Origin of the sequence: Peristeroidobacter soli, from assembly GCF_004138485.1 — a bacterium.
GTDB lineage: Bacteria > Pseudomonadota > Gammaproteobacteria > Steroidobacterales > Steroidobacteraceae > Steroidobacter > Steroidobacter soli.
In genome coordinates, this window is the sequence record NZ_RYEV01000006.1 from 296,528 (window position 1) to 323,401 (window position 26,874).

A 26,874-nucleotide genomic window follows, 5' to 3' on the forward strand; every position below is an offset into this window, starting at 1 on the left:
TAAGTTCCCAGTCGCGAGGCGCAGACAGCTTACGGTCGCGGGCAGCTGCCACAATTGATCATAAACTCTGCACCGCAGAGTACTTGACGGCTTGCGGGCCGCGCTCGTAATTTGGACGGCGAGCGCACTTGCGAGGCTGCAACCATGCCGTCAGCGAAAACCGTCAGTCTGGATTCTCACGCGATGGCGACGCTGCGATACATCCGGGAATCGATGGATGCGGCGGGCTGTGTTGCGGTGCCGGGCTCGGCCGGGATCGCCATGGGCATGGTGGGACTGGCGGCGACGGTCATGTCGTTGTTGCCGGATCTGGCGCCTCACTGGTTCGCCATCTGGGTGGCGGCGGGTCCTATCGCCGCGCTCGCGGGCGCACTGCTGATGACCCGCTCGACCTCGGTCGTTTCTTTCATCGCCATGGGCACGCCGGGTCGCAAGCTGTTGCTCGGGCTGATTCCCTGTCTGTTCGCCGGCGCCGTGCTGAGCGGCGTGCTGTGGAAGGCGAATGACATCGCCGCCATCCCGGGCGCCTGGCTGCTGTTGTATGGATGCTCGCTGATTTCGGCGAGCGCCTTCATCAAGATGATCGTGGCGTGGATGGGCGTCTGTTTCGTCGTGTTGGGCGTCATCGCCTTCATGGTGCCGGCGTCGTTTCACATCCCACTGCTCGGACTGGGCTTCGGCGGCCTGCACATCCTGTTCGGCATCCTGATCGGTCGAGACGTCCATGGCCGCTAAAGCTAAAGCACGAACGCCCGCCGGCGCGAGCGCGCATCAACAACGCAAGCTCGCCACGGTGGCATCGACGACGCGCGACGGCGGCGAGTCGAAATTCGATCGTCTGATCTACGAACGGGTCCGGCTGGGCATCATGAGCGCGCTCGCGGTTCGCGAAGAAATGACGTTCAACGAGCTCAAGAGCCTGTTCGACATCAGCGACGGCAACCTCGGCGGGCACGCCCGCAAGCTCGAGGATGCGGGTTATCTGAGCTGCACCAAGTCGTTCGAAGACCGCCGGCCGCGCACCGCGTATCAAATCACCGCGCAGGGCAGGGCGGCGTTGAATCGCTATCTCGATCACGTGGAAGCGGTCATTCGCGCGACCCGCGGCTGATTTCCGGTTCATTCGCTCTGTAATGTAGAGTACTCGCCAATGCATGTGGCAATCATCATGGACGGCAACGGACGTTGGGCGACCCAACGCGGTCTGCCGCGAACGGCGGGGCATCGCGCTGGAGCGCAAGCCGTCGATCGCGTCGTCACGGCGGCGGCGCGCCAGGGGGTCGACGTGCTGACGCTGTACGCATTCTCGCAGGCGAACTGGCAGCGGCCGCGAGGGGAAGTGCGGGCGTTGTTCGGGCTGTTTCGCCGCTATTTGAAGGAGCAGACCAGTCGCTGTCTGGAACAGTCGATCCGCCTGAACATCATCGGCCGGCGCGACCGGCTCGAGTCTCGCTTGCTGGCGCTCATCCAGGCGTCCGAGCAGGCCACGGCCCATTGCACCGGAATGATTCTGCGCATCGCGATCGACTACTCCGCGCAATGGAGTTTGATGCAGGTGTGCCGCTCGTTCGGTCTGCTCGTTTCCACCGATCACGAGCGCTTCGCGCGCCAGCTCGCGGTGGTCGACAATTCCATTCCGGTCGGCGCGGTCGACCTGCTGATCCGCACCGGCGGCGAGCAGCGCATGAGCGATTTCCTGTTGTGGGAGTGCGCATACGCCGAGCTGCATTTCGTGGCGCGGGCGTGGCCGGACTTCGACGAGGAGGATTTTCAGGCGGCGCTTGCCGAGTTCTCGCGCCGGGATCGACGCTTTGGGTGTATAGAGACGACGGAGCCCGTGCGGCTTCAGATGCAACAAGGTGCCGGCATCGGGCGTTGATGGACCGGCGGGGGATCACCGGGACCGATTCGTGAGAAGCCTAGTCAAGGCGTGGCTGGCCGGGTTCGGCCTGGTTGTGTCGGCGGGTGCGCCGGCGCAACCGGTGGTCGTGGAGCTGTTTACTTCGGAGGGGTGCAGCTCGTGTCCGCCGGCCGATGCCTTGTTGGGCGAGCTGGCCAGAAAGCCCGGCATCATCGCGCTGGCCTATCACGTCGACTATTGGGACGACCAGGGCTGGCAGGACCCATTCTCGATTCCCGAAGCCACCCAGCGTCAGCGCGGTTACGTCCGGCGCTTGTCCCGGAGCGGCGCCTTTACTCCACAGATCGTGGTGAGCGGCGATACCAGTCTGGTGGGCTCGAATCGCACCGAAGTGGAGCGTGCCGTCAAAGGCGATCGGGATTCGCTGCGGCTGTCGCTGGCGAAGGAAGGCGACACGCTGTACATCCACTTCCTGGAAGCCTGGCGCGAAGCCATGGACGTGTACCTGGTCGGCTATCTGAAGGAAGCGACCGCCCGGGTCGAGAGCGGCGAAAACGCCCATCGCACCCTGAAACATTTCAACGTGGTGCGCTCGTTCAAGCAGTTGGGTACGTGGAACGGGCGGCCGCAACGCAAGGTAGTGTCGCTCGCGGACCTGCCGCGCGATGCTAGTGTTGTGGCTGTAATACTCCAGCGTAAGAATCAGGGCGCGGTCGCGGGAGCAGCGACGCTGGCATTGCGCTGAGTCGGAACACGCTCTCAGACTGTAGTGTCCGGCCCTGCTTCTACTCTCCCTTCCTCAACCTGCGCAAGTGAGCCACATCATGAGCAAGATCACAGTCAAAGACGGCACCGAGATTTTTTACAAAGACTGGGGCACCGGACAGCCTCTGGTATTCCATCACGGCTGGCCGCTGAGCGCGGACGATTGGGACAACCAGATGATGTTCTTCCTGAGCAAGGGTTATCGGGTCATTGCTCACGATCGCCGCGGTCACGGTCGTTCGTCGCAAACGTTCGACGGCAATGAGATGGACACCTATGCGGCCGACGTTGCCGCGCTGGCCGATCATCTCGGCCTCAAAGGGGCGGTGCATATCGGTCACTCCACTGGCGGCGGTGAAGTCGCGCGCTACGTGGCCCGTTACGGCGGTGGTGGACGTGTGGCCAAAGCCGTCCTGATCGGCGCGGTGCCGCCGGTCATGGTCAAGTCGGACAAGAATCCCGGCGGTCTGCCGCTCGAAGTGTTCGACGGTTTTCGCGCCGCCCTGGTGGCGAACCGGGCGCAGTTCTATCGCGACGTGCCGTCCGGTCCGTTCTACGGTTTCAATCGTCCGGGTGCGAAAGTTTCCGAGGGTGTGATCGGCAACTGGTGGCGTCAGGGCATGATCGGCGGCATCAAGGCCCAGTACGATTGCATCAAGGCCTTCTCCGAGACCGACTTCACCGAGGATCTGAAGAAGATCGAGTGCCCGGTGTTCGTCATGCATGGTGACGACGATCAGATCGTGCCGATTGCGGACTCGGCGCTGCTGTCGTCGAAGCTGTTGAAGAACGGCACCTTGAAAGTGTACCCGGGTCTGCCGCACGGCATGTGCACGACGCATCCGGACATCATCAACGAAGACTTGTTGAAGTTCATTCGCGGCTGAGCTGGCGCACCGGCGTTGCCAGGTCGGGATGAGCCCGGCACGATAGAGACCGCCCGCGGGTCTCTATCGGAGCGGCCTCATGACTCGACCTGGATTGTTGTTGCTGCTGAGCTGGTTGGCGTTACCAGGCGCCTTCGCGCAGACGAGCGTTCCGGCGCCGGTCGAAGGCGACGTGGTCGTCAAGAATTTCCGGTTCCAGTCGAACGAAGTGCTGCCCGAGTTGCGGCTGCATTACCGAACGGTCGGCAAGCTCGAGCGCGATGCGCAGGGCAAGGCGAAGAACGCCGTGCTGGTCATGCACGGCACGGGCGGCAGCGGCGCTCAATTTCTGCGCCCGGATTTCTCGGAACGATTGTTTCGTGCCGGCGGCGTCCTCGACGCGACCCGATATTTCATCGTTCTGCCGGACGGCATCGGGCACGGCAAATCCAGCAAACCCAGTGACGGCCTGCGCGCCGGCTTTCCGAAGTACGGCTATCGCGACATGGTCGAGGCTCAGCATCGACTGCTGCAGGAACTGGGCGTCAATCATCTGCGCCTGGTGATGGGCACCTCGATGGGCGGCATGCAGACCTGGCTGTGGGGCGAGCAGTACCCGCACTTCATGGATGCGCTCATGCCGCTGGCCAGCCTGCCCGGGCCGATCTCCGGTCGCAACCGGGTCTGGCGCCGCGTGATCATCGATGCCATTCGCAACGATCCGCAATGGCAGCAGGGCAATTACAAACAACAGCCGCAATCGCTGCGGACGGCGGAGCAGATGCTGTTCCTGATGGGCAGCAATCCAGTGATCCGTCAGCAGAACATGCCGACGCTCCAGCGCAGCGATGCAGTGCTCGATGCGTATGTCGCCGATGCATTCAAGACAGCCGATGCCAACGATGTTCTGTATCAACTCTCGGCGTCGCAGGACTACGACCCCTCGCCGTCGCTCGAGAAGATCCGGGCGCCGCTGGTCGCGATCAACTCCGCGGATGATCTGATCAATCCGCCGGAACTGCAGATTCTGGAGCGCGAAATCAAGCGCGTCCCCAACGCTAAGGCCATCCTCATTCCACTCGGCCCCGACACGGTCGGGCATGGTACGCATACGATCGCCAAGGTGTGGGAACAGCATCTGATCGAGCTGTTGCAGGATTCGGAGGGCGGTCCCGGGAGGTAGCGGAGAAGAGGGATTCCACCCTGGTATAGGTACACCGGGCCAGCTCAGTCCGTCTATCCTGCCGAAACGTTAAGGTTTGCGCAGGCGTAAGAAAAGAATGGAAACCGAGAAGCTAAAGGCCGCTTATGCACAAAACAAGGTTGTGCAAGCGATCTGTGACCACCTCGCAGAGCGAGACAAGAACCAGAACGAGACCAAGCTGCATCGTATGCTTCGACACTTGGCAAATGACGGTTTTGACCTGAAGAAGAGCGAGGTGATCGCGGCATTCCGAGCACTCGAGGAATCGGGATGTGGGCAATATGTCGAGGGCCGTCACGGCTGGCCATCGAGGTTCGTTTGGGAGGTCAAGACTCTCGAGGTGTCGGCTGCCGCCAGGGGTAAGCAGGCACTGGAACGAGACCCAGTGGAGAACGGTGATGTCCTGGCTGAGGACGTTGAGTTGCTGGAGCACTCATTTGTTCTCCGTCCAGATATGGTCATTACGCTGGAGTTACCGACGGACCTCACCAGAGGCGAGGCGACTCGCTTAGCCGCTTTTGTTCAGGCACTTCCATTCGAGCAGGCGGGTTAACTATGCACGGAAGGCACGGACTGGACATGTAGTTACACTGTAGTTATAGTGGATCCGCCCATGACCGACTTGGTGTTCGAATGGGATGAGGGAAAGAGCCGTGCAAATCGTAAGAAGCACGGGATCTCATTCGAGGAGGCACGCAGTGCCTTTCTTGACGAGAATGCCCGGGTCATACCTGACCCTGAGCATTCGGACGAAGAGGATCGCTTCGTTCTGCTTGGTCTGAGCTCAGCTCTGCGCATTCTTGTCGTGTGCCACTGCTATCGGGAAGATGAGTCGGTCATACGCATCATTTCCGCTCGGAAAGCAGACCGGGAGGAACAACATCAGTATCGTTGGTGGCTGCGATGAAGAAACGTTACGACTTCTCGAAATCCGTAAAGAATCCATACCTTCGCAAGCCGAAGAAGCAGCTCACCATTCGCTTGGACGAAGACACTATCGACTACTTTCGCGGTTTGGCCGAGAAGAACGGCATTCCGTATCAGAACCTCATCAATTTGTATCTGAGGGATTGCGCCCAGTCGGATCGGAAGCTGAGCATGAAGTGGGAGTGACTTCCAGCCGGCACATCGCTCAGCTGCGTTGACGCGGAGTTGTGCTCGGGATAGCTTCGCCGGCGAGTCTGTTCGTCTCGTCGGTCGAATCACTCCATGCGCGACTCCATTCTCGTTCGCCCATCGAGCGGCCCGACTATGCTGGCTGGCGGCCGCTTTGGGATGGCTATAACGCGTTCTATGGCCGGGTTGGGGAGACGGCGCTGGCCGAGTCGATTACTGCCGCCACGTGGGAACGTTTCTTCACGGCCCAGGGCGTCGGCCGCAAGCTCATCCTGGCGGTCTACGAAGCGGCCCGCGAGGCGGGGTGCTCGCGTGTGTACTGGCAGACGCACACATCCAATGACAAGGGTCGGGCGCTGTACGATAAGGTCGCCGAGCACCAGGGCTTTATCGTTTACGCACACGAGCTGTAGCGATTGAAATCGATTGAAACATCCCGCAGCCGGTTGTGGCTGCTCGTCTGCGTGGTCGCGGTTATTGCGCTGGGACTGGCTTCGCGGCGGTTCCCATCTTTGTTTCCCGCGGTCCTCGGTAAGTATCCCGGCGATGCGCTGTGGGCGATGATGGTTTTTGTCGGGCTGGCTTTCATCAAGCCCAGAGCCTCGACTGCCGGTCTTGCGGTTCTCGCTTTTGCCATCTCGTGTGCCGTAGAGTTCCTGCAGCTCTATCAGGCGCCATGGCTCAACGCGATTCGAGCTACGACGCTCGGTCACCTGGCGCTTGGCTCCACTTTTTCGTGGGGCGACATCGTGGCTTATGGCGTTGGGATTCTGATCGCGGCGCTGGTCGATGCTTTGTTGGTGGGGCGTGAATGGAGTTCGGGAGAGAGGGAAGAATGACCAGGTTTCGCGTGGTGTTTTTCGTGGTCTTCTCACTCATGCTTGCAATCAGCGTGCAGGCGCAGACGAGAGCGGTGATAAAGGCGAATACCGAAGGCAATCGTGCCTATGACGCAGCGAGATACGAGCTGGCCGTGGAGAAGTATCAGAACGCGCTGGGTCTCGCGGAGAAAGCGGGTGATGCGCAGTACCGGGCCATAGCAACCTACGGACTGGCGCGATCGAATGCGCAGCTATGCAGGACGGCTGAAGCGGATGCTTTGTTTCGCGAATCGATCTCGATGCGAGCGAGCATTCCAGAGGATCCGAACAAAGCATACCTGACGCAAAACTGGATCGAGTTCGGTCGGTTCCTGGTTGCGACCAAGCGGCCCGCGGAGGCCGTTACATACTTCGCCAAGGCGATGCCCAGACTCGAAAGTCTGGGCATCGAGCAAACAGATCCGGTTGCCTACGCCGATTTTCTGTGGATCTATGCCGCCGCCTCGCGAGCGTCGGCAGACGTCGAGACGGCGAAATCCCTGGAGTTGAAATCGATCGAACTTCGGGCCAGGCATCCCGGACAGGTCCCGCGATTCAAACCTGTCTCGTATCGGGAGGACTGTGGAGAATAAGCCTCCGCTTTCATCAGCGAGCTGATTGCCATGAGCGCACCATGACGGAGATTCTGAAAGACAGCCTCGAGCTTCGCATGGCGGTGGTGTTCTGTGGCACGGCGGTTGGCACCCGATCGGCGCTTCGGGGTGCTTACTATGCGGGTGTCGGTAATGCGTTCTGGAGAACGCTGCATGAGATCGGGCTCACGCCCAGCCGGTTTGAGCCCGAGCAATATCTGAGGGCCGCGGCGTTGGGGATTGGCTTCACGGATCTGGCCAAAAATGTTTCCGGGAATGACGTGATCCTTCGGCAAGAGCATTTCGGCAGAGATGCATTACGTCAGAAGGTCTTGAAGTTCGAGCCGGCGGTTGTCGCGTTCACCAGCAAGCGCGCGGCGGAGGAGTTCCTCGAAAGGCCGGTCGAGTACGGTCTGCTCGAAGAAACTATCGGTTCGTCGATGTTATTCGTGCTGCCGTCACCGTCCGGTGCGGCTCGTCGCTGGTGGCAGGTTGAGCGGTGGCATGAGCTTGCAGAGTTGGTGCGGAACCGGCACGGAACAGTGACCACGGAGATCTCATGATCTGGCTTGAATGGATGATGGACCAGGACAGAGGGGGCTGAACGAAGTGTCAGAGCATCTGCAGATACTTCGCCGCGTCGGTTGGACCCTGGTGGTCATCGGGCTGCTGGATATCGGCTTCATGATCTACTGCATCGTCAACGGGCTCAGCTACTCGTCGAGTCTGAATATCTTCGCTGTCGTGGCCGGCATCTTTCTGCTGAGAGGCAGCCTGAGCGCGGCGCGCCTGGTGTGCTGGTTCAGTGCTTTCATGCTTTCAGGCTTTGTGCTCGGAATCCTATTCGTGCTCCCATGGATGTGGCCGTTGGATTATTGGCAGTTCACCCTTCGTCAGGCGCCGGTCGGTTCCTTCCTCGCGATCGTTCTGATCACCGCGATGCTGGTAGCGTTCTTTTGGGTGTATCGGACGCTGCGCGCTCCGCCGGTTCTCGCAGCTCGCGCAGCGGCGGGACAAAGCATCGGCGTGCCGAAGTCGGCCTTCGCTGCGGGTGGGGCATTGGCAATCGCCATGGCAGGGTTGCTTCAATTCACATTGAAGGGTGAGACGGCTGAAAAGGCGATGCGTCTGGCGGCTGAGCAGCACGGGGCTGAGTACAGGTATGTCGTCTCGAGTATCGACTGGGCCGGGCAACACGTATCGGCACGCCTCACTGCGTACAACCAGCAGGAATCACGAGAAGTTGAGGTCGAGTGGGAGGACTTGGAGTGAGCCGAGTTCCACGCTGACCTTTCCGCCGAAACCGCCCCAATCCCACCCCCTGTCACGTCGCGCACCAATCGTGGCGTGATCCGCCTCCCCCCGCACCCTCCTGGCCCAGCCGGATGGGCCAAACTGCCCGCTACAAATGAGTCGTGCGCCGGACCTCGGGGCCGGGGCGGCTACGAGGTTGTTACGGGGAGATTTTCGGATGCGGACGGGCGTTTCGTTTGGCTTGGCGGTGGGGTCATTGGCCGGGTTGCTGGGGTCGACGGCGGTCATGGCCCAGGAGACTGCGGGCGCGGCGGTCGATAGCGGCGGGGAACTGGAGCAGGTCGTCGTGACGGCCCGGCGCCGGGCGGAAGCGCTGGCGGATGTGCCGGTGGCGGTTTCCGTGTTGAGCGCGGCCGCGCTGGAGACGCGAGGGATCAAGACTGAGGCCGACCTGCAGCTGGCCATGCCGGGCGTCGTCGTGCGTTCGTCGAACAACAGCAATCAGCTGAACTACGTGATTCGAGGCGAGTCGGTCGACGCGTACTCCGGTTCGCCGCCGGGTGTGCAGCCGTACATCAACGAAGTGCCGTTTCCGGTGATGTCGTCCACGCCGTTCTACGATCTGCAGAGCGTGCAGGCTGTGAAAGGTCCGCAAGGCACGCTGTTCGGTCGCAACTCGACCGGTGGCGCGGTGCTGTTCCAGACGGCGACGCCCGGCAGTGAGTTCGGCGGGTACGCGTCGGTTCAGTACGGCAATTTCGATCGCATGATCAGCGAAGCAGCACTCGACGCGCCGCTGGTCGCCGACAAGTTGCTGGTGCGTTTCGCCGGCACGGTGACGTCGGGCGGCGCCTTTGTGCGCAATCTCTACGACAACCAGAAGCTGGGCGACAAGCAGGAACGCTCGGGTCGCATCACTATCGATGCGCGGCCGTTCGATGGCTTGAGCAACGTGACGACGGTGCAGCTGGGCAAGACGACCGGCACCAATGCGCCGAACACGGCGTATTACACGATTCCGTGCGGTGAGCCGTCCGGCTTCAACTCGTGCACCTATTCGCCGGCCAACCAGCCGTTCTTCAACGATCTGTTGAGCGGCGCGCTGTTCCCCGGCTACCCGAACGGCTACGTCTACCCGGGCGGCTTCCAATCGTTGCCGGAGTTCCAGCGTTCGCAAGGCAAGTACGTCATCAATCAGAACGGCGACTTCACGCACGAAGCCAACAGCGACATGGTCATCAACAAGACCACGCTGGAAGTGTCGCCCAAGGTTTCGATCAAGAACATCTTCGGTTACTCGTACTCGAAGAACGCCATCAGCTACGACACGGACTACTCGCCGTATCCGTTCATCCAGCAGTACTCGCCGAGCGCGCCGCTGACCGGCGGCGAGCTGCCGATCGAAACCAGCACCACCAAAACATATTCGGACGAGCTGCAGCTGCAGGGCACGGCGTTCGATGAGCGGCTGGAATATCTGGTCGGTGTGTTCTATCTCGACTCGAAGGAAACGTACTTCTCGCCGCTGTGGCTCGGGGCCGCGAACGTCGCCGTGGCTTATAACGCCACCACCGGCAACGAAACTTACGCAGGTTTCGCGCAGGGCACGTACAAGCTCACCGACCGGTTGAATTTCACGCTCGGTGGCCGCTACACGTCGGAGAAGATCACGATGCGGCAGGACGCCCGCTCGCTGTTCGGCGCGGGCAATCCGCAGGAAGTGACGCAGGAAGATCCGAGCTGGACCGTGTCGCTCGACTATCGCATCAACCCCGATGTGCTGGTCTATGCAACGACGCGCGGCAGCTGGCGTCGCGGCGGTTTCAATCCGTTCAATCCGCCGACCGCAACGCCGCTGACCGCGGCCAACGATCCGGGCGGCAACTACTTCGAGCCGGAAGAAGTGCGTGACCTGGAAGGCGGCGTCAAGTTCGACGGCGGCATTGCCGACGTGCCGGTGCGTGCCAACCTCGCCGTGTACAAGAGCTGGGTGAAGGACATTCAGAAGACGGCCTATGTCGTGATCGGCGGCACGGCGTCGTCCGCCACCATCAACGTGCCGAAGACCGAGATCTGGGGCGTCGAGACGGACGTGGATGTGCACGCACTCGACTGGCTGCGTCTGGGCGGTTCGGTCACCTATACCAATGCCGAGTTCACCGACGCGGATTCGCGTCTGTTCGGCAGCACGGTGACCTACGGTCCGTTCGGCGACGTGCCGGAGTTCTCCAGCTCGATCTATGCCGATGCGACCTGGCACCTGCCGAACGACAAAGGCTCGCTCAGCTATCACGTCGATGTTTACAACCAGTCGTCGTTCTATTTCTCAAATCTCGGCGGCACGATTCAGCCTGGCACCAAGCTGCCCTCGTACACGCTGTTGAACATGCGCATCGATTGGGCCGAGATGTTCGGCAGCCGGATCAAGGTCAGCCTGTACGGCAAGAACCTGACCGAGAAGCTGTACTACACCGGCGGCTCGGCGGGCGCGCAGAATTTCTCGGTGGAATCCGCCACGTTCGGCATGCCGCGCACCTACGGCATCGCCATTCGCACGGAATTCTGAGATCGTGCCATGACGGATCTATCGAACATCGTTCTGCTGAAAGCCCGCGCTGGCAAATCCGATCAGCTCGGCGCGGCCTTGCGGGAACTCGTGAAGCCGACGCGTCAGGAGCCAGGCTGCGCGATCTGTGAATTGAACCAATCGGGCGACGAGCCGAATACCTGGATGGTGTACGAACGCTGGGCCGGGCAGGCGGCGTTCGACAGCCACATGAAACAACCCTACGTCGCGCGCTTTCTACAGCAGCTCGACGAGCTGGTCAGCGAGCCTCCGGAAGTGCGGCCCTTTCAGCACCGCTATTGATGATCTCCGCCATGCCGATATCCCGCGTCCGTACTCTTTCCGGCGGCGTCGCGCTGTTGAGCCTGTGGCTCGCAACCAGCGCACACGCCGATCAACCGTCGGTCGATTGGCCCGTCCATGGTGGGACCGATCTCGAACAGCGCTTCAGTCCGATCAAGCAGATCAATGCCGACAACGTCGGCAAGCTCGGTCTCGCGTGGTCGGTCGAGTTCGATTCGAATCGAGGGCAGGAAGCCACGCCCATCGTGACCGGCGGTGTGATGTATGTATCGACTGCGTGGTCGCGCGTGTATGCGATCGATGCAGTCACCGGCCGTGAGCTGTGGCGCTACGATCCCAAGATCGCGGGCAAGGTCGGATTCGATGCTTGTTGTGACGTCGTTACCCGCGGTGTGGCCGTGGCAAACGGGCGCGTGTTCCTGGCTGCGCTCGATGGCCGATTGATCGCGCTCGATGCGAAGACGGGCAAGCCGGCTTGGTCCGCGCAGACCACCGATCCCGCGAAGCCGTACACGATCACCGGCGCCCCACGCGTCGTGAAAGACAAAGTGATCATCGGCAATGCCGGTGCCGAATACGGCGTGCGCGGCTATGTCACTGCGTACTCGATCGCCACGGGCAAACAGCTGTGGCGTTTCTATACCGTGCCCGGCGATCCGAAAGCGCCTCCCGACGGCGCCGCGTCCGATGCCATTCTGAAGAAGGCGGCACTGAGCACCTGGAATGGCCGCTGGTATGACTATGGCGGCGGCGGCACTGTGTGGGACGCCATCGTTTACGACCCGGAGCTCGATCAACTCTACATCGGCGTCGGCAACGGCAGTCCGTGGAATCACAAAGTGCGCTCGGAGGGCAAGGGCGACAATTTGTTTCTGTCGTCGGTGGTTGCGCTCGATCCAAACACCGGCGCGTACAAGTGGCATTACCAGCAAACGCCCGCTGAGAGCTGGGACTTCACCGCCACGCAGCCCATCATCCTCGCGACGCTGAAGCTCGAAGGCCGCGACCGCAAGGTGTTGATGCAGGCACCGAAGAACGGCTTTTTCTATGTCATCGATCGGGTCAGCGGAAAACTGGTTTCCGCCAGGAATTATGTGTCGGTGAATTGGGCAAGTGGCATCGACCTGACCACCGGTCGCCCCATCGAGAATCCAGCCGCCCGCTACGACGAGAAGCCCTTCGCCATGTATCCGTCGGCGCTCGGCGGACACAGCTGGCATCCGATGGCGTTCGATCCACGCACTCAGATCGTCTACCTGCCGACGTATCAGTTCGTGATGATGTACGGCAACGATCCGATGTTCACGTTCCGACCGGGCACGTGGAATACGGCGATCAGTTCGGAGCTGCAAACGCCGCCGGACGATCCGCTCGAATTGAAGAATGCGACGTCGAGTTTCCAGGGCCGCCTGGTCGCGTGGGATCCGGTCGCGCAAAAAGAAGTCTGGTCGATCGCGCACGACAGTTTGCAGAACGGCGGCGTGTTGGCCACGGCGGGCAATCTGGTGTTCCAAGGCACGGGCGCCGGACGCTTCGAAGCTCGTCGCGCCAACGACGGTCAATTGCTGTGGAATTTCCAGGCTCAGGACGGAATCATCGCCGGCCCGGTGAGCTATGAGATCGGTGGCACCCAGTACGTCGCGGTCGTGGCCGGCTACGGCGGCGGCTTCGGTATCGGCGAAGGCGCGGAGAAGCCGACGTTCCGGCCCAATGGTCGCGTGCTGGCGTTTCGTCTCGAGGGTCAGGCGCAATTGCCCAAGGTCGAGGGTGGGATTGCACCGTTGAATCCGCCGACGGAACGTTTCACCGACACGCAAGTGAACAGCGGCCGACTGCTCTACACCCAGAACTGCTATCGCTGCCACGGCGCCGGCGCTCAATCGGCGGGCGTGCTTCCGGACCTGCGTCGCTCCGGCGCACTGGCCAGTCGCGACGCGTGGCGCGCGATCGTGAGAGACGGCGCGCTCGAATCGAGAGGCATGATCGGGTTCTCTCGCTGGCTGTCGCCGGAGCAAGTTGAGGACATTCGCTCCTACATTGCGTTGAAGGCGAAGATCGCCGCGAGCGTATCGGCCCAGCAACCGACTGCGACGCAGCCGTGAGCGATCGAGGTAGCGACGTGAGTTCCAGTTCGGAGAACATCGGCATCGATGTCGACGCGCTGGAGCGGAAATACGCCGAGGAGCGCGAGAAGCGTCGGCGCACCGATGCGATGGCGCAGTTTCAAGCGCTGCAGGGACGCTTCGCGGACTTTGCCAAGGATCCGCATGCCAACCCGGACTTCAAGCGCGACGCTTTGAAAGAAGACGTCGATGTATTGATCATCGGCGGCGGCTTCGCGGGCTTGCTGGCGGGCGGCCGGCTGCGCGAGCGTGGCGTGAAGCGAATCCGGATCGTGGAGAAGGGCGCCGACTTTGGCGGCACCTGGTATTGGAATCGCTATCCGGGTGCCGCCTGCGACGTTGAGTCGTACATCTACTTGCCGATGCTCGAAGAGCTGGGCTATCTGCCCTCGCAGCGCTATCCCAACGCGCCCGAAATCCGCGAGCACTGTCACAAGCTCGCCGAGCGCTTCGATCTCTATCCGTCCGCGCTATTCCAGACGCAAGTGTCGAGCGTGCAGTGGGATGAGCAACGAGGACGCTGGGACGTTCGCACCGATCGAGGCGACTCGATTTCCGCGCGCTTCGTCGTGTCCTGCACCGGCTTGCTCAGCAATCCGAAGCTGCCCGGCATTCCCGGCATCGAAGATTTCGAAGGTCATGCCTTCCACACCAGCCGCTGGGACTACGGTTACACGGGCGGCGATGAGCGCGGCAATATGACCGGCCTTGCGAACAAGCGAGTCGGCATCATCGGCACCGGCTCGACCGGCATTCAGGTCATTCCGCAACTCGCCGCCGCGGCTGGACACCTCTATGTGTTTCAGCGCACGCCATCCTCCGTCGATGTCCGTAATAACGGACCGACCGATCCACGATTGATGGAAACGTTCCAACCCGGCTGGCAGCGCGAACGCCGTGACAACTTCACCGCGCTCGTCGGTGGAGAGTATGTGCCCGTCGATCTCGTGCAGGACAGCTGGACGGACATCATTCGCAATGTGATGCCTCGTCTCGAGAATGGCACGCCCGTTGCGGATGCGGACGCAGTGAAGCTCGCGGAAATGAGCAAGATGGAAGGCGTGCGCCGGCGCGTCGAGGCGATCGTGAAGGACAAGGCCACCGCTGAAGCGCTCAAGCCTTACTTCCATTACTTCTGCAAGCGGCCGTGCTTTCATGACGAGTATCTCGAGGCCTTCAATCGCCCCAATGTGTCGCTGATCGACACGCAGGGCAAAGGTGTCGAACGGATTACCGCGCGCGGCGTGGTCGTGCAGGGGCGGGAATATCCGCTCGACTGCCTGATCTTCGCGACGGGCTTCGACTTTCTGACCGAGTACTGCCGTGAAGCGGGCATGGAAGTGACCGGCCCGGGCGCGGTGACGCTCTCCAAGCATTGGGAGCAGGGCCGTCGAACGCTCTACGGCATCATGACCCGCGGCTTTCCGAACTTCTTCATGGTGAGCATCGCGCAGGCGGGGGCGGCGGTGAACTACGTGCACATCGCCGATGAACAGACCAAGACCATCGTGCACATGATCACCGAAGCGTTACGGCGCGATGTGGCGACACTGCAACCGACGCTCGAAGCGCAGAACGAGTGGGTCCAGCAGATTGCCGACGGCGCCGCCGCCCGACAGGCGTTTCTCGAAACCTGCACCCCGGGGTACTACAACTACGAGGGCCAGCGCCCGCGCCACGTGGCGCTCAACGATTTCTACGCTCCCGGACCCATGGCCTACATTCGTGTGCTTGACAATTGGCGACAAAAAGCCGACCTGGCCGGACTGGAGTTGTCGCCCGCCGCCGGTTGATTGACAGGGTGCCAAGCGGGTTGCTCAAATGTCGCGCAAAGTCGTGATGACACCACAACGACGCCCGACAGCACGGGGGAGCTTGGCCCATGTTCAGACCGTCGAAGCTGCGCACGCACCTGTTGCAAGCCCAGCAAGCCGGCTATTGCCCGGACGAGATTCTCGATGGCAGCGGTATCAGCTGGCGGGAGATCGAGTCGCTGCAGCCACTCGATCTGGACACCATTGCCTTGCTGTTCGATTACCTGGCCCGTCGCACGCCGCCCGGGTTCGCGATCCGGGCCGGCTACGAATCGAAAGTGCGCAACTATGGCATCGTGGGCTTCGCCACGATGAGCATGCCCACGTTGCGGCACGCGTTCGATTACTGGAGTCGCTACTACCTGGTGTCCGGCGACCCGATCATCACCTCGATCAGCGAGCACGGCGATGAGTGGCGCATGGATTTCCGGCCTCGCTGCCGGATGTCGACCGCGGCTCAGCACTTTTGTGTCGAGACGTCGATCGCGGCGCTCGAGCCCGTGATCGAAGAGCTCACCGACAGTCCTCCCGGCACGCTCGCGATCGACTTCTCCTCGGAGCGTCCCGCGACCAAAGGGGCGTACGGCATCTTCCGCACCCGGAATGTCCGTTTCAACCAGGAGTCCACCACGTACTACGGCAAGCGACGCGATCTGGACCGGCCGATCCCGTCCTCGGATGTGGACGTGAGCGAAATGTTTCTGCGCCAATGCGACGAGTTTCTCGCCGAGTTGACCAGCACGCGCTCGACCTGCGAACGACTCGAAGATCTGATGCGCGCCTCGGTGGGCAGCATCCCGTCGCTGGAAGAAATGGCGTCGGCGCTCGGCACCAGCATCCGTTCCCTGCAACGCGAATTGAGCGCCGCGGGCATCGGCTATCAGGAGCTCGTCAAACGCTATCGCATTCGTCACGCGAAGCTGCTGTTGCGAGAGAAGCGCCCGAACGTCAAAGAGATCGCCTACATGCTGGGCTTCAAGGATGTCGGTAGCTTCAGGCGTGCCTTCCGTGAGTGGACCGGAGAGTCCGTGGGGACCTGGCAGCGATCCATGTCGGCACGCTCGCAGTCCTCGCCGGCTCAGGAGAATCGAGTCCGCATCGTCTGATCGGAGCTGATCCGCCGATTCGTGAGGCAGGTCGCTGGCCTGTCGCATCGGATTCATGGCGAGCGCCCGGGATTCAACAATACGCGGCGGGATAACCGGGTCGGCGCGCAGAACTTGATGCCACTGACCGGAATGCCACGCAATGCCACCGGCCTGGGAGGCCACGTTTGTGGCATCGATCCATGCCGTATTAGCATGGATCGTGATGCCTGCGGCGATCATGATGCCGGCCGACCATCACCCGGATGACTTCGATCCGGTCCAGCAAGTTCGCAGGCAGGGTTCGGCGACGGTGAGTACCCAGCCGTCCGAATCCATGCCATATTCGAAGCCGTGCACCGTGTTGACTGGCACGATCAGCACGCTCGGGCTGCTGAACGGCCGGCGATCGGTTGCGACCGTCATGAGCCCAGCACCGCCGCGCACGAATACGATTTGACCGAATTGCGGATGGCTGTGGGGCTCGATGCGCCAGCCATTGGCGCGGCCGGCGGTTCCACATTGACGAACTGGTCGAGAGCAACAGCGCGCCGGCGGCGCGCTGAGCGACGCGGATTTTGGCAAGGGCAGGCAGGGGATCAGGAATGTCTGAAAAGCAGTCGGCGTTCGGTCCGGGACGCTATCGATGGGTGGTGGTCGCGCTGTTGTTCCTGGCGATGGTCATCAACTACGTCGATCGTCAGATGATCGGTGTGTTGAAGCCCGGTTATCTGCAGCCGGAGTTCGGCTGGAGCGAGCGTGACTACGCCAACATCGTCACCTGGTTCCAGGCGGCATATGCGTTGTCGTATCTGTTCTTCGGCCGCTTCGTCGATCGCATCGGCGCGAAGTGGGGCCTGGGGATCGCGTTCACGATCTGGACGCTCGCGCACATCTCGCACGCGGCCGCTCGTAACATCACGCACTTCATCATGGTGCGCGTCCTGCTCGGCATCGGCGAGGGTGGCGGTTTCCCCGCCAGCATCAAGGCTGTCACCGAGTGGTTTCCGAAAAAAGAGCGGGCGCTTGCTACCGGTGTCTTCAACGCCGGCACCAATATCGGCGCGATCGTGACGCCGTTGCTGGTGCCCTTCATCGTGGTCGATCTGGCGATGGGCTGGCGCGCGAGCTTCGTGATCGTCGGCGTGGCCACGCTGCTGTGGCTGCCGGCGTGGTGGCTGCTGTACACGGCGCCTCGTGAAAATAAAAATGTGAATGCGGCGGAGCTGGCGCTGATCGAAAGCGATCCGCCCGATGCCGCCGGTGCCAAGATGCCGTTCATGGCCGTGCTACGCATGCGCCAGACCTGGGCCTATGCGCTCGGCAAGTTCCTGATCGATCCGGTGTGGTGGATGTTTCTATTCTGGCTGCCGGACTTCCTGTCTCGCACGCGCGGCCTCGATCTCAAATCCTTCGGTATTCCCATCGTGGCAGTGTATCTCGCCTCCGACGTAGGTTCGGTCGCCGGTGGCTGGTTGTCATCGCGACTCTTGTCGCGAGGTCGATCGTTGGCCAGCGCACGTAAGACGGCAATGCTGGTGTGCGCGCTTTGCGCCTTGCCGATCGTGTTCGCTACCAAGGTCGAGAGCTTGTGGGCGGCCGTCGCACTCATCAGCCTGGCGACCGCTGCCCATCAAGGTTTCTCCGCGAATCTATATACGCTGCCGGGTGACGTTTTTCCGCGTTCCGCAGTGGGCACGGTCATCGGCATCGGCGGCATGTTGGGCGGTGTCGGTGGAATGTTGTTTGCTCAGTTCGTCGGCCAGGTGTTGCAGACCGTCGGCGACTACACGCCGATCTTCATGGTTTGCGGCTCGGTTTACTTGCTGGCGCTGCTGGTCGTGCATTGGCTGGCGCCGGGGTACAAGCCGGTGGAGCAGCCGGCGGAGTGAAACGCCTGCGAGCGGACCGACTGCCCTATGAAGGCGTTTCTATGTTTCTCTTCGCACGTACAGCGCGACAATGGGATTGCGCGTAGCTGCGATGTTGGTGTTGCAGTCTTTCAGCCCGTTCGTACCTTTCCCTGAGACTCTCTCGCTTCGATGGTCTGACCAACGACATTATCGATGAGGCGGCGATACTGGCGACGTCTCTCGGTTGGAGAGAAATTTCCGCGCTCGATAAGCTCCAATGCCTGATCGATCTGGGGATTTCCAATTGATGGCTGTTTGAAGAGCAGCGCTATCGTCGGTAGATGCATGATTATGAGACCGGGCGCCAGCCATTGCCACCATGTAACATCATTGAAATCGACGAAGCGAAATGCCTCAAGGGCGGGATGCAGACGTTCGGCGACGAAATGCAGTGCCATGCCTAGAATGACGCCGAGTCCAGTGCGAGCGGGATACTTCATAAGTATCACGTCGATGCAGCGATCAACCCACAGCGACACGCGATCCAGTAAGTTTGGATTCATTTCGCAGTTGCTCCCGCGGGAACTCGCGTCCGACGGGCAGCACAGTCATCGGGATACGAGACCAGAGATGGACGGCGCAGGCCGCTACCATCGTTGAAATCAATACGGTCGCCGTGCTCGATAATGAATTGAATCAAGTCGCGCGCCTCGGCCGTGTTGCTGCCGTAGAAGCCACGTGAAATGCGATATTCCAATATCCGTTCTTTCATGCTGAATAAGCCCAACAGCGTTAGCGGGGTGACAGATAGAGCGACCAGTTCTACTTTGCCCATCAGGAACGCTGCTGCGACAAACCCAAAACCTGTCAGGCTCAGAGCCCACTTGCAAAGAAGGTGTGCGGCCTTCAGGTGTTGAAGATATGCAGTTGAAATAGGCGCGTACGGCTTAGACTGTGATCGTGGCTGCTGTTGGGGGGGCGCGCGACCCGGAGCTTCCTGCAAGGTGGACCATATTGCGCTCTTCCGATAGAGCTCATTTATTTCCACGATCTTTAGGATTTCTGCCACATTCTCGGGGCTTCCCTTTAGCCAGGCAATGGCCTGCTCCCGCTCATGTTCGGTAGTGCTCGGGTCCGAGAGCGACAGGTAATAACCGGCTGCTTCCTGCAGTGCGGATCTCGTATTGCTGTCAGGATGTGTCATTACTTGAGCTGCCTCGACTCGATTGATCGGTCCATGCCAAAGAGTTGGCCCCTGCAGTGCATATCATCCTGGTTGTCGGGGCTCAGCCTGCTCGCCGCTACGGCGAGTTGCCAGCAACCGTGCCTGAGCATCGCTTTCCATTCGCGTGGTTGCGAAGCCCCTCTGTAGTGTCACTCGGCACGATGAAAAAGCTCAGACACAACGTTGGAAGTAGAGTCTTGATGAACGAGCCGGCGTAAATCGGTCGATTGTTGAGGTCCAGTGCCATTGGTGGACTCGCAGCCAATTCAAGCCGCGACAGATGTCGCATATATTTGACATTGACGGCGGCGGGCCTATGATGGCTTCATGGGTGCAATCCACGAATTGGGGCATGCGCTGCGCGCGCGAAGAACCGACATGGGCTTGAGTCAGGCCCAGGTTGCCGCGCTCAGTGGCCTCTCTCGTCAGACGGTCAATCAGATCGAGACCGGCGCTGCTCCGGATCTGGGGCTGAACAAGGCCGAGCGATTGGCCGGCGTGCTGGGCCTGGTTCTGCGTGTCGACGCGGGTCGGCCTGGATCCAGCAAGGCGGCAAAAATGTCGGCGCTGGCCCGAGCAGCAGCGACCGCCAGCGTGAGCTTCAGGCGGAGGCTTGCACGACCAGCTTTGGAACGCATCCTTGCTTCCGGCGAACTCCCGGAGAAGTACATCCCGCACGTACATGCGCTTCTGGACGATGCACCGGTCTCCTTGCTCGGCGCCGTGGCCGAGCAACTTCACGATGAGGCGAAGTTGAGTCGTGAAGCTGTGTGGAAGAACTACCGCAATCTGGCACGCCAGGTGAAGAGCCGACGTGATATTTGGGGATGAGCACGCTCAACCTGAACCGGCCGGGTGCATGGACGTCATTGTTTCCTCGGGCGCTGAAACTCATGGCGCACCTGGAGCGACAGATCTCCGACGCGCACTGGTCATTCGGCGGAGGCACGGTGCTCATGCTGCGAATCGCGCATCGGCAGAGCAAAGACATCGATCTGTTCGTCCCGGACCCACAGTACCTCGGTTACGTGAATCCACGGCTCAGCGATGTTGCCGAGAGCATCAGTACCGACTACGAAGAAGCTGCCGAGTTCATCAAGCTTTTTCTTCGGGAGGGTGAGATCGATGTGGTCGTCGGCACGCCCTTGACTGCAGCCCCGTACGAAATGGTCGAATACCGTGGCCGCATGATTCGCGTCGAAACTTCCGCGGAAATCATCGCCAAGAAAATGTGGCATAGGGGTGATCGTGCCAAGGCGCGGGATCTGTACGACCTGTGCGCCGTCGCGGCCGCCGAGCCGGCGCAACTGAAGTTGGCTGAACCGTTCATGGCCAGGCATGGCAAGAAATTTATGCAAGCGTTGGCCGAAGGGGAGGACGTGCTTCGGCGCCAGTTTGCGGAGATCGATGCGATCGGTGGGCGATTGGAGTTCGATCGATGTGTGCGGCAGGCGAAATCGATCATCGAGCCGTTGCTCGAATAGCATCATTCTTCGTCTGGATAAGTAAGCTTGCCTCCGACCACTTTCGCCGGCGGCGTATGCGTGTGAGGTGTGGAATGCGTGGCGTCGAGGATGTGAACTACCTCGATGCCTTTCAGCAGCAGCACGTCTGCAATCAAGCGGCGGTGACAGCGCCACCAGACAGCCTCGGCGCACATCAGCGTCGTGCGCTCCTGTCTGGCGAGGTCGATCAGCTCCGCGAGTCCGTCAGCGAATTCCTCGGACGCGAGGTAATCCGCGTAGCCCCGGAAAGAAAGATTGCGCCAACCCGTATTGGGTGAGTCCTTGTGCGCACGGCGGCGGCCGCCCAGTTTCGGAAACCATCGATAGGCGATGCCGCTGCGTTCCAGCGCTTTGGTCATCGTGTCCTGATCGAACTGTGGCAGGCGTCGCGAGCCGGGCAGGCGGCGCACGTCGGCGACGGCTTGCAGCTCATAGGCTTCCAGCAAGCTGATGAACTCCGGCCAGGAATGGGTGGAATGACCGAGGGTCCAGACGGTGGTCTTCACTTCTTTGCGTGCGCCTCCGGATTTCAAACGGCGCAGGGGCGCGACGGTTCCCGCCGGAATCCCGTTGCACCCATGACTGCCGGTAGCGGTATCATTGCCGTTCAAACCAGGAGGGGGCGAGTCGATGATGCGTCGCTTGGTGCTTGCGATACCCTTGGCGCTTGGTCTGTGGATCGGGTCGGGGGACGGGGTGATGGCGAAAGAGGTTCCGGTGCTGGGCAAGATCGAGCGTCTCGATCCGGCGTTCGACCAGCGGGTCGAGCCGGGGGCCGTCATCGAAGTGCTCGCCGAGAAAAAATTCGAATGGTCGGAAGGCCCGATCTGGGACGCGCCCAGGCAACGTCTGCTGTTCTCGGACATCCCCCGGAACATGATCTGGGAATGGTCCGAAGCCGGTGGCTTGAAGAAATTCCTGCAGCCGTCCGGTTACACCGGCGCCGATGCATTCACGGGTCGGGAGCCGGGCTCGAACGGATTGACGTTCAACAAGGCCGGCGAGCTCGTGCTGTGTCAGCACGGCGATCGTCGTATCGCCCGGCTGAGCGGCGGCAAGTTCGTGACGCTGGCCGATAACTATCAGGGCAAGCGTCTCAACAGCCCCAACGATCTGGTGTTCAAGTCGAACGGCGACCTTTATTTCACCGATCCGCCGTATGGGTTGCCGAAAGGCGCGGACGATCCGCGCAAGGAGCTGGAATTCCAGGGTGTGTATCGATTGAATGCGCGTGGCGAGCTGACGCTGCTGACCCGCGAGCTGAGCCGTCCCAATGGCCTGGCGTTCTCACCGGATGAACAGACGCTCTACGTCGCCAACTCCGATCCGGACAAGGCGATCGTGATGGCGTATCCGGTCAAGAGCGACGGCACGCTCGGCGCTGGCAAAGTCTTCTTCGACGTGACCGCGGCCGCGAAGGAAAAGAAACCCGGCCTCCCCGACGGCATGAAAGTCAGTCGCGACGGCACGCTGTGGGCAACCGCGCCGGGCGGCATCCTCGTTTATTCGCCGGCCGGCAAACATCTGGGCACATTGGCCACCGGCGTGCCGACCGCCAATCTGACGTTCGGCGACGACGGCGGCACGTTGTATATCACCGCGGATAAGAACCTGGTTCGGCTGCGGACCAAAGTCAAAGGCTGGTAACACTCGGCCGCGCGTGCCGCCTGTTTCTCAAGGCTGGCCGACCACGACATCACTGATCTGCAGCACCGGCGCCAGATCGGTGTAGTTCGGGATGTCGGCCAGAATCTCCTTGGCATGCGGGCCGAATCCCGCCTGGAAGGCTTCGACTGAATCGCAATAGATGTGGCACATCGCCACATAGGTCGGCGGCTCACCGGGCGCGCCGCCGGCCAACCCTTTGTCCACGGTATAGAAACGGCACGCGGCTCCCATGCGGGCCTGCACCAGCGGCATGTGCTTGTCCCGGTAATAGGCGTGGTCGAAGCGAGCGCCTGCTTTGTTCGGATACATCACGCTTACTTTGATCATCGTTTGCTCCCGTTAGCGACGCCGCGAGGGGCCTATCGTGCACCCGGCGCCGCCTGTCGTTCAATCTCCACGGCGCCGGCAGCGGTTTGTATGGAATGTTGACGTTCGCCATCGTCGCGATGTTCATTGCCGGCTTGATGGTGGGCCGCACGCCGGAATATCTGGGCAAGAAGATCGAAGCCTACGAAGTGAAGATGGCGTCGCTCGTGCTCATCGACCTGGTGACCGCATCTGGCAGTGGACTCGATCCACATATCTCACCGGCGGCCGCGGAGTATCAGGTTCCTCGGGTCGCTCGGTTGCGCAACCGGCCGGAGGCGGAGAGACGAACCCTGGTGAAACAGGCAACGGAGGGCCGGACGTTCGGAGTCCTCGGTGAGCCCCGGGTCAACGTGTTGCTGCTGAATCTGTCCTTGGATGGCCGGAATGCCAGCCACTGAGTCAATTTGCCCCAGCTCCATGTAGCCTTCTTCATTTGATTCGACGGGCGCCGGTCGCTAACCTGCGACCATGAAGCGGTTCTCATTCTCATCGGCCCACGGGCAATGGCGCTCGTGGGTGATGGTCTCGATAGCGTGGCTGGTGATGTTTGGCGCGGGCCCGGCGTTGTCAGCGGAAGATGACAAGCTCGACCTGCAGGTTCGCCAGCTGTGGCAGCTCATTGATTATGTCGCGGTGGACTATGCCGGTGCCGTGAGCGGCGGGCAGGTCACCAACGCGGGTGAATTCAAGGAGATGAGGGAGTTCACGGCGACGATTCGGGAGCGCTTGAAGTCGCTGCCGGCGCGTGACGGCCGCGAGCAACTTGCCCAGCAGAGTCAGTTGCTCGAAACGGCAGTTTCTCAACAGGCGGATGCGGCCAGGGTCGCGCAGCTCGCGCACACGCTTGCGAATCAATTGCTGGCGGCCTATCCGGTGCCGATCGCGCCGAAGGCAGTGCCCGATATCGCTCGCGGCGCGGCGCTGTATCAAGAACAGTGTGGCGCTTGTCATGGCGCCGCCGGTCATGGCGATGGTCCCGCCGCGGCTCAGCTCGATCCGCCGCCGGTTGCTTTCACCGATGCAGCTCGAGCGCGTGCGCGCAGCCTTTATTCTTTGTTCGAAGCGATCAGCCAAGGTGTCGGCGGCACGGCGATGCCGAGCTTCGCGACGCTGTCACCCGAAGATCGCTGGGCATTGAGCTTCTACGTCGGAACGCTGGCCTATCCCGAGGCGACGCGTCAGGCCGGTGCCAGACTTTGGAAACAAGATCCGACGCTGCGTGATCGCATCCCCGATCTCGAAACGCTGGTCCGCCAGAACGAGAACGAGCTTTCCACCGACTTGGGCGCCAGTCGCGCATCGGCCGTACTCGCTTATCTGCGTGCGACGCCATCGGCGCTGGTTCAAGAGACCGGCGTGGCGCTGGCGCGCGCTCGTCTGCATCAGAGCATCGCGGCCTATGAATCCGGCAACAAGCAGGAGGCCGCTCGATTGGCATTGTCGTCGTACCTCGATGGCGTCGAGCCCATCGAGCCGCGCCTGGCCGCGCGAGACGAAAAGGTTCTGCGACGCATTGAAGGCGTGATGGCGGAGTATCGGGCTCGGATCGAGCGGGGCGCCACACCTGCCGAAATGAGGGAGCAGCTCGCGGCGGTCGAGGCAGTGCTGAACGATGCGAGCAACGTTCTCGATCAAGGCAACACCGGTGCGGCGACGACATTCATCGCCAGCTTTACCATTCTGGTGCGCGAAGGATTGGAGGCGCTGTTGCTGGTCGTCGCCATCGTCGCGTTCCTGCGCAAGTCGGGCCGGCAGGAATTGATGCCGTATGTCCACGGCGGTTGGATCTCGGCGCTCGTCGCTGGCGGAGTCACCTGGCTCGTCGCCAGATATCTGATCGACATCAGCGGCGCGAGCCGTGAGCTTACCGAAGGATATGCGTCGCTCTTCGCCGCGTTCATCCTGTTGACCGTCGGTTTGTGGATGCATCAGAAGAGCGTCGCCGGCCATTGGCAGCGCTATTTCCAGAACAACCTGTCCGGGATTCTGCGAGGGCGTTCGGCGTGGTTGCTCGCCGGTCTCGCGTTCCTGATGGTCTATCGAGAAGTGTTCGAGACCATTCTGTTCTACGCGGCGCTCGGCAGTGAAGGCAATGGAGCCGCGGCTCTGGCGGGATTCGTGGCTGGCTCGGCAGTGCTGGCGCTCACCGCGACCGCGATGTTGAAGTTCAGCGCGCGGTTACCGATCGCAAAATTCTTCTCGGTCAGCTCGATATTCATTGCGGTGCTGGCGGTGGTGCTGGCTGGCAAAGGCGCGGCAGCGTTGCAAGAGGCGGGAATATTGTCGGTCCAGACATTGCCCCTGCCGCGAATCGAGCTGGTGGGCCTGTACCCTTCCGTCCAGACGCTGTTGTTACAAGCGATCGTGGCGCTCGCTGCAATCGTCGGCTTCGCCTACAACGCGCGGTCAGCGAGGCAGCGCTCGTCAACTGACGCGATGGCGCCGCACTGAGCGACGCCACCGCGGATCGACTCAGCGCTGCATCTTGCCGTCGCGCTTGATCACTTCGCCGCCCTTCATCACGAACTCAACTTTCTGGAGCACCGTGATGTCATTCAGCGGGTCGCCTTGCACGGCGACGATGTCTGCGTAACGACCAGCCTGTACCGAACCGATGTCTTCGGGGCTGCCGACGAGCTCGGCGGCGTTACGAGTCGCGGTGAAGATCGCATCCATCGGCGTCAGGCCTGCTTTCACGAGCAGCGCGAATTCCTCGGCCTTGTTGCGATTCGACGTGGCCCCCTGGTCGGTGCCGAACGCGATCTTCACACCCGCCTTATAAGCACGGCCGGCGTTGCCGATCATGGTTGGCGTGACGGCGATGGCTTTTTCCGCCACGGTCGGTGGCAACAGGTCCGGCGTTTTGATCGCAGTCTGATAGATCGCATCGGCGACCAGCAGCGTCGGCACCAGGAACGTGCCGTGCTGTTTCATCAGCTTGTAGCTCTCCGCGTCGGCGTAGGTGCCGTGCTCGATGGAATCCACGCCGGCGAGGATGGCGTGGTCGATGGCCTTCTTGCCGTGCGCATGCGCGGCGACCTTGAGGCCGAGCTCGTGTGCGGTCTCGATGACGGTCTTCATTTCCTCGTCGGTCATGGTCATGTGATGCGGATCGTCGCCGATGGAGCCGACGCCGCCGCTCGGCATGATCTTGATGACCGTCGCGCCACGACGGCGATGCTCACGAACTTTGACGCGAGCTTGTTCCGCGCTGTCGACGATGGATGCTTCGCGTCCTTCGAAAACCAGATCCGGGCGCAGGCCGTTGGCGCGATCCGAATGTCCGCCGGTCGGCCCGAGTGGCTCGAGCGCGGTCCATAAGCGAGGTCCGACGATCTTGCCCGATTCGATGGCGCGAATCAGTGCCGGCGCGGTGAGCGGGCCCGAGCCCAGATCGCGCACCGTCGTGAATCCCAGTTCCACTTCGCGACGCGCGTTGAGCGTGCCGGAAATCACCGCGTCGCCCTCGCTCTGAGTGAAACGATTCAGCGGGCGGCGATCGCCACTGGAAGAAATGTGATCGTGAGATTCGATGAAACCCGGCAGCACCGTAGCCGAGGAAAGATCGATCACCTCGGCGCCGGCGGGCGTCACGAAACCATTCTGCACCGACACGATGCGCTGGTCCTTGATGACGATGGAGACTTTGCTTTTCGGTGCGGTGGCGATGCCGTCGATGAGCGTGCCGGCATGAATGACCACGTCTTTGGCCATCGCCGGGCCAGCCATTGCCGCGGCGACAGCCGTCAGCGACAGCAGCGCTTTCTTCACGGCATTCGCGATACCAGGGTTGTTGTTTCTTGTCATCGAGCGGTCCTCGAAACAGTTGTTGGTAAGTGGCTCG

The 26,874-nt window shown here is 61.5% G+C and carries 31 protein-coding genes; 25 read left to right on the forward strand and 6 right to left on the reverse strand.

Annotation, left to right across the window (positions count from 1 at the left end):
- The first annotated feature begins 144 nt into the window (after positions 1-144).
- The 19 genes from EKO19_RS27780 (at position 145) to EKO19_RS27870 (ending at position 16,431) form a co-directional block, all read left to right on the forward strand.
- Complete coding sequence (locus EKO19_RS27780) at positions 145-735, forward strand: hypothetical protein (RefSeq protein ID WP_129780649.1); 591 nt, start codon at positions 145-147, stop codon at positions 733-735.
- A complete protein-coding gene (locus EKO19_RS27785) occupies positions 725-1,111 on the forward strand; it encodes a winged helix-turn-helix domain-containing protein (RefSeq protein ID WP_129780650.1) in 387 nt (128 codons plus the stop codon). Before EKO19_RS27780 ends, EKO19_RS27785 begins: the two co-directional genes overlap by 11 nt.
- A 39-nt stretch (positions 1,112-1,150) precedes the next feature.
- Complete coding sequence (gene uppS, locus EKO19_RS27790; RefSeq protein WP_129780651.1) at positions 1,151-1,879, forward strand: polyprenyl diphosphate synthase; 729 nt, start codon at positions 1,151-1,153, stop codon at positions 1,877-1,879.
- Between the two features lie 31 nt (positions 1,880-1,910).
- Positions 1,911-2,606 carry a DUF1223 domain-containing protein gene (locus tag EKO19_RS27795; RefSeq protein WP_157995464.1) on the forward strand — a complete coding sequence of 232 codons (696 nt, stop codon included), beginning with the start codon at positions 1,911-1,913 and terminating at the stop codon, positions 2,604-2,606.
- Between the two features lie 79 nt (positions 2,607-2,685).
- A complete protein-coding gene (locus tag EKO19_RS27800) occupies positions 2,686-3,513 on the forward strand; it encodes an alpha/beta fold hydrolase (protein WP_129780653.1) in 828 nt (275 codons plus the stop codon).
- A gap of 79 nt (positions 3,514-3,592) precedes the next feature.
- Complete coding sequence (locus EKO19_RS27805; RefSeq protein WP_129780654.1) at positions 3,593-4,675, forward strand: alpha/beta fold hydrolase; 1,083 nt, start codon at positions 3,593-3,595, stop codon at positions 4,673-4,675.
- A 97-nt stretch (positions 4,676-4,772) separates the two neighbouring features.
- The gene (locus EKO19_RS27810; RefSeq protein WP_129780655.1) at positions 4,773-5,249 is read left to right on the forward strand and encodes a hypothetical protein; all 477 of its coding nucleotides are present in this window, start codon (positions 4,773-4,775) and stop codon (positions 5,247-5,249) included.
- A 60-nt stretch (positions 5,250-5,309) separates the two neighbouring features.
- Positions 5,310-5,603, forward strand: a complete 294-nt coding sequence (locus tag EKO19_RS27815; RefSeq protein ID WP_129780656.1) for a BrnT family toxin — start codon at positions 5,310-5,312, stop codon at positions 5,601-5,603.
- Complete coding sequence (locus EKO19_RS27820) at positions 5,600-5,809, forward strand: BrnA antitoxin family protein (RefSeq protein ID WP_129780657.1); 210 nt, start codon at positions 5,600-5,602, stop codon at positions 5,807-5,809. The genes EKO19_RS27815 and EKO19_RS27820 overlap by 4 nt, the downstream gene beginning before the upstream one ends.
- A 68-nt stretch (positions 5,810-5,877) precedes the next feature.
- Positions 5,878-6,225 (forward strand): GNAT family N-acetyltransferase, encoded by a 348-nt coding sequence (locus EKO19_RS27825; protein ID WP_129780965.1) that lies wholly within the window; start codon positions 5,878-5,880, stop codon positions 6,223-6,225.
- Positions 6,226-6,228: 3 nt separating this feature from the next.
- Complete coding sequence (locus EKO19_RS27830) at positions 6,229-6,651, forward strand: ribosomal maturation YjgA family protein (RefSeq protein WP_217705651.1); 423 nt, start codon at positions 6,229-6,231, stop codon at positions 6,649-6,651.
- Entirely contained in the window at positions 6,648-7,265 is a 618-nt protein-coding gene (locus EKO19_RS27835) for a hypothetical protein (protein ID WP_129780658.1), read from the forward strand. The genes EKO19_RS27830 and EKO19_RS27835 overlap by 4 nt, the downstream gene beginning before the upstream one ends.
- Positions 7,266-7,342: 77 nt before the next feature.
- Complete coding sequence (locus EKO19_RS27840; RefSeq protein WP_217705652.1) at positions 7,343-7,828, forward strand: mismatch-specific DNA-glycosylase; 486 nt, start codon at positions 7,343-7,345, stop codon at positions 7,826-7,828.
- Positions 7,829-7,838: 10 nt separating this feature from the next.
- Positions 7,839-8,537 carry a hypothetical protein gene (locus EKO19_RS27845; protein ID WP_129780660.1) on the forward strand — a complete coding sequence of 233 codons (699 nt, stop codon included), beginning with the start codon at positions 7,839-7,841 and terminating at the stop codon, positions 8,535-8,537.
- Positions 8,538-8,805: 268 nt separating this feature from the next.
- On the forward strand, positions 8,806-11,085 hold the full coding sequence (locus EKO19_RS27850; protein ID WP_129780661.1) for a TonB-dependent receptor: 2,280 nt from the start codon (positions 8,806-8,808) through the stop codon (positions 11,083-11,085).
- A 9-nt stretch (positions 11,086-11,094) separates the two neighbouring features.
- Positions 11,095-11,388 carry a putative quinol monooxygenase gene (locus tag EKO19_RS27855; RefSeq protein WP_129780662.1) on the forward strand — a complete coding sequence of 98 codons (294 nt, stop codon included), beginning with the start codon at positions 11,095-11,097 and terminating at the stop codon, positions 11,386-11,388.
- A gap of 11 nt (positions 11,389-11,399) precedes the next feature.
- Positions 11,400-13,490 (forward strand): PQQ-dependent dehydrogenase, methanol/ethanol family, encoded by a 2,091-nt coding sequence (locus EKO19_RS27860; RefSeq protein WP_246038981.1) that lies wholly within the window; start codon positions 11,400-11,402, stop codon positions 13,488-13,490.
- Positions 13,491-13,507: 17 nt separating this feature from the next.
- On the forward strand, positions 13,508-15,304 hold the full coding sequence (locus tag EKO19_RS27865) for a flavin-containing monooxygenase (RefSeq protein WP_217705653.1): 1,797 nt from the start codon (positions 13,508-13,510) through the stop codon (positions 15,302-15,304).
- An 89-nt stretch (positions 15,305-15,393) separates the two neighbouring features.
- Positions 15,394-16,431 carry an AraC family transcriptional regulator gene (locus tag EKO19_RS27870; protein ID WP_129780664.1) on the forward strand — a complete coding sequence of 346 codons (1,038 nt, stop codon included), beginning with the start codon at positions 15,394-15,396 and terminating at the stop codon, positions 16,429-16,431.
- 237 nt (positions 16,432-16,668) lie between these two features.
- On the opposite strand, the gene EKO19_RS27875 is transcribed toward EKO19_RS27870, so the two are convergent.
- Complete coding sequence (locus tag EKO19_RS27875) at positions 16,669-16,995, reverse strand: AraC family ligand binding domain-containing protein (RefSeq protein ID WP_157995465.1); 327 nt, start codon at positions 16,993-16,995, stop codon at positions 16,669-16,671.
- 20 nt (positions 16,996-17,015) lie between these two features.
- Here EKO19_RS27875 and EKO19_RS27880 point away from each other — a divergent pair, with 20 nt between their 5' ends.
- The gene (locus EKO19_RS27880; RefSeq protein ID WP_129780666.1) at positions 17,016-18,302 is read left to right on the forward strand and encodes an MFS transporter; all 1,287 of its coding nucleotides are present in this window, start codon (positions 17,016-17,018) and stop codon (positions 18,300-18,302) included.
- Positions 18,303-18,412: 110 nt separating this feature from the next.
- Here the strand turns inward: EKO19_RS27880 and EKO19_RS27885 are convergent, their stop codons facing one another.
- Together EKO19_RS27885 and EKO19_RS27890 are read right to left on the reverse strand one after the other, a co-directional pair.
- The gene (locus EKO19_RS27885; protein WP_129780667.1) at positions 18,413-18,826 is read right to left on the reverse strand and encodes a hypothetical protein; all 414 of its coding nucleotides are present in this window, start codon (positions 18,824-18,826) and stop codon (positions 18,413-18,415) included.
- Positions 18,823-19,467 carry a hypothetical protein gene (locus EKO19_RS27890; RefSeq protein WP_129780668.1) on the reverse strand — a complete coding sequence of 215 codons (645 nt, stop codon included), beginning with the start codon at positions 19,465-19,467 and terminating at the stop codon, positions 18,823-18,825. Before EKO19_RS27890 ends, EKO19_RS27885 begins: the two co-directional genes overlap by 4 nt.
- Before the next feature lie 348 nt (positions 19,468-19,815).
- Here EKO19_RS27890 and EKO19_RS27895 point away from each other — a divergent pair, with 348 nt between their 5' ends.
- On the forward strand, positions 19,816-20,319 hold the full coding sequence (locus EKO19_RS27895) for a helix-turn-helix transcriptional regulator (protein ID WP_129780669.1): 504 nt from the start codon (positions 19,816-19,818) through the stop codon (positions 20,317-20,319).
- Positions 20,316-20,972, forward strand: a complete 657-nt coding sequence (locus EKO19_RS27900; RefSeq protein WP_129780670.1) for a nucleotidyl transferase AbiEii/AbiGii toxin family protein — start codon at positions 20,316-20,318, stop codon at positions 20,970-20,972. Before EKO19_RS27895 ends, EKO19_RS27900 begins: the two co-directional genes overlap by 4 nt.
- Before the next feature lie 2 nt (positions 20,973-20,974).
- Here EKO19_RS27900 and EKO19_RS27905 read toward each other — a convergent pair whose 3' ends face one another.
- Entirely contained in the window at positions 20,975-21,499 is a 525-nt protein-coding gene (locus EKO19_RS27905; protein WP_129780671.1) for a DUF488 domain-containing protein, read from the reverse strand.
- Positions 21,500-21,692: 193 nt separating this feature from the next.
- On the opposite strand from EKO19_RS27905, the gene EKO19_RS27910 reads away from it, so the two are divergent.
- Positions 21,693-22,640: an SMP-30/gluconolactonase/LRE family protein gene (locus EKO19_RS27910; protein ID WP_217705654.1), complete on the forward strand. Its 948-nt coding sequence runs from the start codon at positions 21,693-21,695 to the stop codon at positions 22,638-22,640.
- Between the two features lie 27 nt (positions 22,641-22,667).
- Here the strand turns inward: EKO19_RS27910 and EKO19_RS27915 are convergent, their stop codons facing one another.
- The gene (locus EKO19_RS27915; RefSeq protein WP_129780672.1) at positions 22,668-22,988 is read right to left on the reverse strand and encodes an EthD family reductase; all 321 of its coding nucleotides are present in this window, start codon (positions 22,986-22,988) and stop codon (positions 22,668-22,670) included.
- Positions 22,989-23,041: 53 nt separating this feature from the next.
- Here EKO19_RS27915 and EKO19_RS27920 point away from each other — a divergent pair, with 53 nt between their 5' ends.
- Positions 23,042-23,428: a potassium-transporting ATPase subunit C gene (locus tag EKO19_RS27920; protein WP_281281128.1), complete on the forward strand. Its 387-nt coding sequence runs from the start codon at positions 23,042-23,044 to the stop codon at positions 23,426-23,428.
- A 70-nt stretch (positions 23,429-23,498) separates the two neighbouring features.
- Positions 23,499-25,481, forward strand: a complete 1,983-nt coding sequence (locus EKO19_RS27925; RefSeq protein ID WP_217705655.1) for a cytochrome c/FTR1 family iron permease — start codon at positions 23,499-23,501, stop codon at positions 25,479-25,481.
- Between the two features lie 21 nt (positions 25,482-25,502).
- Here EKO19_RS27925 and EKO19_RS27930 read toward each other — a convergent pair whose 3' ends face one another.
- Entirely contained in the window at positions 25,503-26,837 is a 1,335-nt protein-coding gene (locus EKO19_RS27930) for a metal-dependent hydrolase family protein (protein WP_129780674.1), read from the reverse strand.
- Positions 26,838-26,874 lie beyond the last annotated feature (37 nt).